Here is a 9,552-nt window from a genome sequence, read left to right as displayed (position 1 = left end):
CTTGTAGCCGCAATCGGCAGCCCACTTGGTGATCGCCGCAAACGAGTTGAACGGCGCCGCATCCCCGGCAAACTGCGCAAGAAACAGACCGGGGCCCTTGATCGTTTTCATGATTTTTCCTCGTCTAAGCTGCCGTGACCGGATCGATGTCACGCTGAAGAGGCGCCGGACACAGGGTTGGCCAAGCGCGATTGGGACCTGAAAAATGGGTGCGAAAGGAAAAAGGCGCGCCCGACCGACGGGCGCGCCTGGCTTATCAGAACGGAGAATCCGGGAAGTAGAACTGCTCGGCATTGTCCTTGGTCACCAGCGTGGCGTCGAGGATGTATTCGCCGCTGACCGGGACCTGGTCGTAGAACTTGGCAGCCGTGAGCTGCATTGCGGTTGCGACCATCGCCGGCGGATAGAGCACGTCGACCGGGACCATCTTGTCGCCGTCCATGACCTTCTTGATCATGTCCTTCGAGCCGGCGCCGGCAACGATGTACTGGATATCCGTGCGCTTTGCCTGGCCGATGGCTTCGAGTACGCCGACTGCCATGTCGTCGTCCTGGCACCAGACCACGTCGATCTTCGGGTATTTGGTCAGGTAGTCCTGCATGACGCGGAAGGCGTCGTCGCGGTTCCAGTTGCCGTACTGGCGGTCGAGAACCTTGACGTTGGAACCGGCAATGCCCTTGTCGAAACCATCCTGGCGCTGCTGGTCGATCGGGATCGGCAGACCGCGGATAACGACGACTTCGGCATCCGGCGTCGTCTTCTTGATATATTCGCCCGCGACCTGGCCGAGCGCCGGGTTGTTGCCGGCGACATAGAGATCGCGGATCGAGCTGTCGTTGACCGACGGGGCGCGGTCGACGAGCGCGACAAAGGCGCCGGAATCCTTGACCTGCTGGATGGCGTTGACGAGCGGATCCGGATCCGACGGCAGGATGACCAGCGCGTCCAGCCCCTGAACCGCAAGGTCCTGCACGGCATTTGCCTGGGTGGCTGCGTCGGGCGATGTCTTGACGATGACGTTGAGGCCCGGATGTTCCTGCATCAGCAACTTGGCGACACGTTCGGCGTGGAAGACGACACCGGCCGTCCAGCCATGGTCGGCCGCCGGGATCGATACGCCGATGGTCACCTTCTTGTCCTGCGCAAAGGCGCCGGGTGCGGCGCCTGCAAATGCCGCCACGGCGGCGACGGTCAAACCGATAATTGTCCTACGCATAGTCTCCCTCCCAAGAGTTCCACGGGGCCTCGATTGCAATGAAACCGGGCTCGCCCCAACGGCCCGGCCAATCTCAGGTGCGGCGCATGAGCGACCGCTGCACCAGCATGGCGATGATGATGATCGCGCCCTGGATGGCGCCGATCAGATATTCGCTGACGAAGTTCGAAAGCAGCATGATGTTGCCGACGATCTCCAGGATGAAGGCGCCGCAGACCGTGCCCCAGACACGTCCGACGCCGCCCCTCAGAGCCGTTCCGCCGACGACGACGGCCGTGATTGCCTGCAACTCCCAGAGGATGCCGGTGGTCGCCGATGTGGAGCCGAGACGCGGCACGTAGAGCAGGACGGCGACGGCGACGCAGAGGCCCTGGATCACATAGGCGATCGTCCTCACGCGGTTGACCGAGATGCCGGAATAGCGCGCGACGTCCTCGTTGGAACCCACAGCGACGACATGGCGCCCATAACGGGTGCGATAGAGCACGAAGGCGGCGATCGCTGCGGTCACAAAGATCACGATGATCGGCACGGGCACGCCGGCGACCGAGCCGAAATAGACCGGCCGATAGATCTGCTGGAGTTCGCGGTCCTGCAACGTGATCGCGCCGCCTTGCGACAGCCAGGTCGTCAACCCGCGGTAGATGCCCATGGTGCCGAGCGTGGCGATGAAGGGCTCGATCCGGCCGACGGTGGTGATCAGCCCGTTGACGAGCCCGCACGCCGCACCCAGCACCAGCGCCAGGATCGCGGCGCAGATCAGCATCAACACGGGATCAGCAATAACGCCGCTGTTGATAAACAGGATCATTAGGCTGGCGACGAAGGCGACCATCGAGCCAACGGAAAGATCGAGCCCACCGGACGAAATCACATAGGTTGCACCCAGCGCGATGATGGCGATGAAGGCGCTGCGCGTGATGACGTTCAAAAGATTGGCGACAGAAATGAAGTTCGGATTGGCGAAATAGCCAAGGATGAGCAGCAGTGCCAGCGCGACAAAGGGCGCGATCGCCGCCATATCCCAATCTCGCGACGTTCGCGGAGCGCTCTGCGTTTCGGTTGCAACATTCGTCATCATCGTGTCCCGCGCTTACGCGGCCTCCCCGGTATTGGCGCCTGTCGCAAGAACGACGATCTCGTTTTCGTTCATCTTGTCTCCCGTAACTTCGCCGACGATATGGCCCGCCCGCATGACCAGGATGCGGTCGGAAATACCGATCAACTCCGGCATTTCAGAAGAGACGACGATGATCGACCGCCCCTCCTCTGCGAGCTTGGCGATGAATTTGTAGATCTGCTCCTTGTTGCCGATGTCGATGCCGCGCGTCGGCTCGTCGATGATGACGATCTCCGGATCGAGCATCATCATTTTGGCAAGCAGCAGCTTCTGCTGGTTGCCGCCGGACAGCTGCCCGGCAAGGATATCCTTGCGGCCGGTTCGGATGTCGAACTCGCGGATCGCCCCGTCGAGCGCGTCGGCTTCCTTCTTGCGGTCGATCTGCAGGGTTTTGACGAAGCGGGATAGCGAGGCAAGCGTCAGGTTGACCCTCAGATCCTTGGTCAGCAACAGGCCCTTGCCCTTTCGGTCCTCGCTTAGATAGACCAATCCAGCCTTGAGGCTCGCCTCAACGTTGGAGAAATTCACCGCCTGGCCGTGATGCCTGATCCTGCCGTGGCCCGGACGAAGCCCGGCAATGCCCTCCATCAACTCGGTTCGGCCGGCGCCGACAAGACCGGCAAAGCCGAGGATCTCGCCCTTGCGCAGTTGAAAGGTGGCGTTGCGCGCGAAGCCCGGCACCGAAAAGTCTTCGATCTCGAGCACGACGTCGCGTGCAGGCCCACCGTGGCGTTCGGGATAAAGTTTTGCGACATCGCGCCCGACCATCAGCCGCGCCATGTCGGCCGGCTGCAGCTCGGCGGCATCGTGGGCGGCCACGACCCGGCCGTCGCGCAGCACCGTCACCCGGTCGGCGATCTCCTTCACCTCCGGCAGTCGGTGCGAAATATAGAGAACGCCGACGCCCTTGGCGCGGATATCCTTGATGACCTTGAGCAGTGCGTCCGTTTCATGCGGCGTCAGGGATGCCGTCGGCTCGTCGAAGATCACCACCCGGTGCGGCACCAGCAGCACCCGCGCGATCTGGACCAGCTGGCGCTGAGCGATCGACAGACGGCGCACGATGGCCCTCGGGTCGATATCGGCACCGAGATCACGGATCGCTCTGGCCGCGCCATCGTTCATGGCCCGGTCGTCGACGGAAAGACCCTTGCGCAGTTCGCGACCGAGATAGATGTTCTGCGCCACCGTCAGATCCGGCGCGAGCAGGATTTCCTGGTGGACAAGGACGATGCCGGCTTGCTCGGCATCGACGGGGCCGGAAAAGCTCACCGGCCTTCCATCGATCGCCAGCTCGCCGCGTGTCGGCAAATGATTGCCGGCCAGGATCTTCATCAGCGTGGATTTGCCGGCACCGTTTTCGCCGATGATGGCGTGGACTTCGCCGGGCCGCACGGACACATCGATGTCGCGCAGCACCTCGACGATGCCAAACGTCTTGGAAATGCCCCTCGCCTCGAGGACGGGTGGCGCACTCTGGGATGCCGCAGCCGTCATGTGGCGACCGCAATCGTCAAGCCACGCCCCATAGGGTCGGCCGCCACGCCCCGTGCTCGGGCACGAACGCAACGAAACAATGTCATAAGAACTCCTCCGGAAGTACTGCTAACCCATTTTCTGAGGTACGTAAATCAGAATTTGTTTTTCAGCCTGTTGATTTCGAACGGCGAGGCCAAAAGCCAAAGAGAGAGCCCCGAGGCAGCGCAGCGTCAGCACGGACGATCGGTTTTAGGAAGAGAGAAGCTCAGCCGCAGCCGACCCGATACGGGGCTCCAGACAGACGGACAGGCGACATTCGCGAGTGGAGTCAAAGGGCGGCATCTGGCGCACTTTCTCAGACCGAGCGGATCGACAGCTACAGGACGCATCAGCCAGTCCGATGATGGCATGGCCGAGTGCGCGCGCGCTGTCAGAGGGGGCGATTGGCACACACGCCGCATGGCCGGATACGCGTGCGCCTAGAAGCGCGAGAAGCCTTTCAGCGGTGGCATGATCATGCCACGTCCGTCACCCATGAACTGGGACACGCCTCTCGCCACCTCCTCGCTCGGATCGCCGTAGACTTCGAATTTTTCGACGGTGCAATGCGCAGACACGCTCTGAATATGCGCATCCGACATCTGCCAGTGGCGCAGGACATCGGCGGATTTTCGGTAGAGCTGGTAGCTGACCGCCCGCATTTCTGTCTCGTCGATGAACGTGCGGACCATCAATTGTGGAGCGTTCTCTTCCACGAAGTCGACCGCTGCCCGCACCGCTTCACGGAAGGGCTGCAGATGCCCGGCTTTGATCTTCATGACATTTCGAAAGAGCAATTGGTCGGTCATCATGTTTCTCCATAGCGCTGTACGGAGTGCCTTATAGAAACTCAAGCATAGTTGAGGTCAATGGGCGCGATCTGTCGACGGCAAGATCTTGCATCAGACTTTGGTCTTGCAGGGCGGGCCGGCGGCACGCCGCATGATTGCGCTGAGCACCAGCGAAACAGCTTCACGTATTTCTTGTGAATGAGAAACGTCGAATTCATCTAGCTTTCGCCGCGCACCCAACGTTGGAGGACGGCGGGCGCCGCACCGAATGTTTCGAGACATTCGGCGATCGACAAGGGAGGAACAATGTCGAAACTTTCAGCCGACCGACGGACTTCGAAATCGCGCACGCCGAACCTGCTCGGGACCCTGACCATGGGTCGACGCACATGAACATACACAATCCCACCGCCGCGCCGACGCGGCCGACCGAACTCGTGCTCGGCCTCGACGATCGCCCCTCGCCGTCGATCGCCTTTCTTGCAGCGCTGCAGCATTTGCTGGCAATCATCGTGCCGATCGTCACGCCAGGCCTGCTGATCTGCCAGGCACTCGGTGTCTCTCTTCGCGACACGAACATGATCGTGTCGATGTCCTTGGTCATCTCGGGGATCGCAACCTTCGTTCAATGTCGCCGTTTCGGCCCGCTCGGCGCGGGCCTGCTGATCGTTCAGGGAACAAGCTTCAACTTCGTCGGCCCGTTGATTGCCGGCGGCGTGTTGATGGTGAAGCAGGGGACGCCGGTCGAAACCGTGATGGCGTGCATATTCGGCGTCGTCATCGCCGGATCCTTCATCGAAATGGGCCTTTCGCGCGTGCTGCCCTTCGTCAAGCGCCTGATCACCCCTCTCGTCACCGGCATCGTCGTCCTGATGATCGGCCTTACCTTGATCAAGGTCGGCCTGATCAGCATGGGCGGAGGCTTTGCCGCGATGTCGCAGGGCACCTTTGCCAACGGCGAAAACTTGCTGCTGTCAGGCGTCGTGCTTGGGCTTATCATTGCGCTCAACCGCATTCCGGTCGTCTGGGTCCGCAGTAGCGCCATCATGCTGGCGCTCGCCGCCGGTTATCTGCTGGCGGCATGGATGGGTCGCCTCGACTTTGCCGGCGTGCATCAGGCAGCCTGGTTCCAGGCGCCGGTGCCGTTTCATTTCGGCGTCGACTTCTCGTGGTCGCTGTTTGCGCCGATGGTGGTCATCTATCTCGTCACGTCGCTTGAGGCGATCGGCGACATCACCGCCACCAGCAAGATCTCGCGCCAGCCGATCGAAGGTCCGCTTTGGATGGAGAGGATCAAGGGCGGCGTTCTCGTCAACGGCGTGAACTCGCTGCTGGCGGGCATCTTCAACACCTTCCCAAGCTCGGTGTTTGCGCAGAACAACGGCATCATCCAATTGACCGGCGTCGCCAGCCGTCACGTCGGCATCTACATCGCCGCCGCGCTGGTCCTGCTCGGGCTGTTCCCGACGGTTGCCGGCGTCATCCAGGCCGTGCCGGAACCGGTCCTCGGCGGTGCCGTCATCGTCATGTTCGGCGCGGTTGCCGCCTCCGGCATCAACATCCTCGCCGGCGTTCATCTGGACCGCCGCGCGCTTCTGATCATCGCCATCTCGCTTGCCCTCGGGCTCGGCGTCTCTCAGGTTCCCGAGTTCGTCACGCATATGCCCCGGGCGCTCGCGGACGTACTGGAATCGGGCGTGGCAACCGGCGGCATCTGCGCGGTCTTCCTCAACTGGCTTCTGCCCGAGCGCCAGGAAGAAATCATCGACTGACAACAAGGGGATCGCCACCCCAACCGGGCCCGCTCGCACGAGCGGGGCCGGTTGGGGTCACCTTCGAGAGGTCAGTGCCTGCTCGGCGCGAAATTGACGGTGGCACCCTCAATCGTGGAAGCCGCAGCAAACAGGCCTATCAAGGGCGAAGGTTCTTGCGAGCTCACATCATAGATACACGGTGCTGCAAAAACCGCCGCTCCAAGTGCGATGATGATCATCAGCTTCATTGGATCCTCCGATGGCGATGCGCAAGCATCGCCCATTCCATTTCCATGAAAGCTCGCCGCGACGCGGCGAGCTTTCATCGTTTTAGGCGACCGTCAACTCGACGTTGATGTTGCCGCGGGTCGCCTTCGAATAGGGGCAGGTCTGATGCGCCTCTTCAACTAGGGCTGTCGCCAGTTCCCGCTCGATGCCGGGCATGTTCACCTTCAGCCGCGCCTGGAGCAGATAGGCGCCGTTGGTCGATCCGAGATCAACCTCGGCAGCCACGGAGAGATCTCCAGGAAGCTTGACGTCGCGCTTTCCCGCCGCTTTACCGATGGCGCCGATGAAACAGGCCGACCATCCGGCCGCAAAGAGTTGCTCGGGATTGGTCCCGGCATGGGCGCTTCCCGGTGGCGAGAGCTTGACATCCAGCCGCCCATCATCACTGCGTGCGGCGCCGTCGCGACCGCCGCTGGTATGCGTCCTGCCGGTGTAGAGAACCTTGTCGACCTGTGTCATGGAACACTCCGTTATTGTGTCGCCCCTGGCGACTGCGTTGACGGAGAGAAATTTGACCGGCGGAGGTATCCGGCATGTTTCCGAAACAGGCGGAAATGTACCAAAGCGTAGCGGTGGTCGCTCCGGACACCTACTGCATGGCTCCTTAAATCCTATTCGATTTGAGGATAAAACATGCAGTAATTCAAAGTGCTACAGCGACCTTTGCGCGTCTGATAAGACGCGCGGCGCTGTAGAGCTACAAACCGCTTCGGCGAACTTTGACCGCGATATCAGCGGATGACGACCTCCGCCGCCAAACCGCCGCCGGCGCGATTGTAGAGCCGCACCGAGCCGCCGATGGCCCCTGCCAGTTGCTGGGCGATCGCAAGTCCGAGCCCGGTGCCGCCCGTCTCCCGATTGCGGGACTGTTCGAGCCTGAAGAACGGCTGCATCGCAGCCTCGAGCATGTCGTCCGGAATGCCCGGCCCCCGATCCATCACCGTGATGGCGACCTCGCCATTTTCCCGTCGCTCGACACTGATCTCGGCAGCGCCGGCAAATTTCAGCGCGTTGTCGATGAAGTTGGAGAGGATCCGGCGCAACGCATGCGGCTTGACGGGTATGGTCCCGTCAACGGCACTGACGACGGCCACGGACTTTCCGGTGTCCTGATAATCATAGGCCAGGCTGTCGATAAAGGATGCGAGGTCGATGCGGGAAGTCTTCTCGACATTGCCGTGCGCACTTCGGGCGTAAGCAATACCGTCCTGAACCAGTCGTTCGATCTCGCGGAGATCCTGCACCAGCTTATCCCTTTCAGGCGATTCATCCGCCATGTCGGCGCGAAGCCGCATGCGCGTGATCGGCGTCTGGAGATCGTGGGAAATGGCGGCAAGGATCTGCACGCGCTCTTCGAGATAGTGGGCGATCCTGTCGCGCATGGCATTGAAGGCCCGGGCGGCATGCGCGACTTCACGTGGGCCGGCTTCGCTCAACGGCGCGGCCTTCCTGTTCGGGTCCAGCGCATCGGCGGCAGCGGCAAGGTCGCTCAAAGGGCGGATGACCTGGCGCACGGCAAACCAGACGCAAAGGAGCAGGAGTGCCATCTGGGTCGCCAGCACATAGGGAAGCCATTCGGCGATCGGCATGACGCCCCGTGGCGTCACGTCTATCGTCAGGGGCGCGCCGTCGCTGAGCGTCAGATGGGCCTGCAATCTTTTGTCGTCACCCGGAATCGCCTCCACGTGCAGGGGAAAGCGATGCCCGGCCGCCTCCTCGATCTTGGTAGCGATCTCCGCACCACGGGTGGTGAGATCCGGCACGCCGGGAAGGCCGGGCCCCAGCACGAAACGATAGCTGCCGCGGCTGAGACGATCGAGCCAACCCGCTCTCTCGCTCGCCGGCAGTCGATCGAGAATGGCGATCGATGTGGCAACATCGGTTTCCAGCGTGCCGAGCATGACCGCCTTCGCCGACATATAGCGTTCGAGAAACAGGACGCTGAAAGAAAGGCCATAGGCGATTGCGAGACCGAGGAGAAGAACGAGAAAAAGCCGAGCGCGTAAGGTGCTCGGCCAATACCAGCTGACAGTCGATGTGACGCCCAAGCTCATTGCCTGGGCTCCGAGATCTCGACCGGAACGGAAAAGACGTAACCTTCGCTGCGCAGCGTCTTGATGTAGGTCGGCTCACGCGCATCGTCACCGAGCCGCTGGCGCAGACGGCTGACGAGAAGATCGATCGAGCGATCGAACAGCTCGGCGTCGCGCCCCTGGGTCAGATTGAGAAGCTGATCACGGTTGAGCACGCGCTGCGGATGATCGATGAAGACACGCAGCAGCCGGTATTCGGCACCACTCAAGGCGATCTCCGTGCCCTGCCTGTCGAGAAGGCGGCGGCCGACCGTGTCGAGCTGCCAGTCGCCGAAGGTCAGCAATTGACCCGCCTCAGTGATCTGCAGGTTCGGAGGCAGCATTCGGGTTCGGCGCAGCACCGCCTTGATGCGTGCCAAGAGCTCGCGCGCAGCAAATGGCTTGGGCAGATAGTCGTCCGCTCCCATTTCCAGGCCGATGATCCTGTCCATCTCATCGCTGCGAGCCGTCAGCATCAGGATCGGCGTCGCCTTGTGCTTGCCGGCGCGCAGCTCCCGGCAGAGGACCAGTCCGTCGTCGCCGGGCATCATCACATCGAGCACGATCAGATCGACGGTGTTGGCTTCCAGAAAGGCGCGCATCTGGCGGCCATCCGCGGCAACGGCCGTGCGCAGCCCGTTCTTCCTTAGATAGCTCGACACCAGCTCGCGAATTTCGCGATCGTCGTCGACGATCAGGATGTGATCGACGTGTTCCATATCCGACTTCCCACTCCCCTATGCACTCGGCCACAGCGCCTGATGCCTTTAGACCCAAGGCGGCTTGCGCGAGG

Annotated in this window: 9 protein-coding genes and 1 pseudogene; 1 reads left to right on the top strand and 9 read right to left on the bottom strand. The window is 61.9% G+C overall.

The window, feature by feature from the left end:
* The 5 genes and pseudogenes from ASD03_RS38790 to ASD03_RS10190 all read right to left on the bottom strand — a co-directional run.
* Positions 1 to 111: pseudogene (locus ASD03_RS38790) on the bottom strand (sugar phosphate isomerase/epimerase); the annotation flags it as partial.
* Between the two features lie 145 nt (positions 112 to 256).
* Positions 257 to 1,216: a substrate-binding domain-containing protein gene (locus ASD03_RS10205; RefSeq protein ID WP_025429470.1), complete on the bottom strand. Its 960-nt coding sequence runs from the start codon at positions 1,214 to 1,216 to the stop codon at positions 257 to 259.
* A gap of 73 nt (positions 1,217 to 1,289) precedes the next feature.
* Positions 1,290 to 2,294 (bottom strand): ABC transporter permease, encoded by a 1,005-nt coding sequence (locus ASD03_RS10200; RefSeq protein ID WP_057213217.1) that lies wholly within the window; start codon positions 2,292 to 2,294, stop codon positions 1,290 to 1,292.
* A 15-nt stretch (positions 2,295 to 2,309) separates the two neighbouring features.
* Complete coding sequence (locus ASD03_RS10195; RefSeq protein ID WP_057213194.1) at positions 2,310 to 3,833, bottom strand: sugar ABC transporter ATP-binding protein; 1,524 nt, start codon at positions 3,831 to 3,833, stop codon at positions 2,310 to 2,312.
* Between the two features lie 461 nt (positions 3,834 to 4,294).
* Positions 4,295 to 4,663: a hypothetical protein gene (locus ASD03_RS10190; RefSeq protein WP_057213192.1), complete on the bottom strand. Its 369-nt coding sequence runs from the start codon at positions 4,661 to 4,663 to the stop codon at positions 4,295 to 4,297.
* Positions 4,664 to 5,034: 371 nt separating this feature from the next.
* Between ASD03_RS10190 and ASD03_RS10185 the strand changes: the two genes are divergently transcribed.
* Positions 5,035 to 6,417: a nucleobase:cation symporter-2 family protein gene (locus ASD03_RS10185; RefSeq protein WP_057213190.1), complete on the top strand. Its 1,383-nt coding sequence runs from the start codon at positions 5,035 to 5,037 to the stop codon at positions 6,415 to 6,417.
* Positions 6,418 to 6,488: 71 nt separating this feature from the next.
* Here ASD03_RS10185 and ASD03_RS39930 read toward each other — a convergent pair whose 3' ends face one another.
* From ASD03_RS39930 to ASD03_RS10170, 4 genes are all read right to left on the bottom strand, one after another.
* A complete protein-coding gene (locus ASD03_RS39930; protein WP_164474920.1) occupies positions 6,489 to 6,647 on the bottom strand; it encodes a hypothetical protein in 159 nt (52 codons plus the stop codon).
* An 82-nt stretch (positions 6,648 to 6,729) separates the two neighbouring features.
* Positions 6,730 to 7,146 carry an organic hydroperoxide resistance protein gene (locus ASD03_RS10180; RefSeq protein ID WP_057213188.1) on the bottom strand — a complete coding sequence of 139 codons (417 nt, stop codon included), beginning with the start codon at positions 7,144 to 7,146 and terminating at the stop codon, positions 6,730 to 6,732.
* A 272-nt stretch (positions 7,147 to 7,418) separates the two neighbouring features.
* Positions 7,419 to 8,741, bottom strand: coding sequence for a HAMP domain-containing sensor histidine kinase (locus tag ASD03_RS10175; protein WP_057213186.1), 1,323 nt, complete (start codon positions 8,739 to 8,741; stop codon positions 7,419 to 7,421).
* The gene (locus ASD03_RS10170) at positions 8,738 to 9,478 is read right to left on the bottom strand and encodes a response regulator (protein ID WP_057207589.1); all 741 of its coding nucleotides are present in this window, start codon (positions 9,476 to 9,478) and stop codon (positions 8,738 to 8,740) included. The genes ASD03_RS10175 and ASD03_RS10170 overlap by 4 nt, the downstream gene beginning before the upstream one ends.
* Positions 9,479 to 9,552 lie beyond the last annotated feature (74 nt).

The organism is Ensifer sp. Root127, assembly GCF_001425225.1.
Taxonomy (GTDB): domain Bacteria; phylum Pseudomonadota; class Alphaproteobacteria; order Rhizobiales; family Rhizobiaceae; genus Ensifer; species Ensifer canadensis.
Note: the sequence above shows the minus strand (reverse complement) of the source record. Positions and strands in the feature narration are given on the sequence as shown.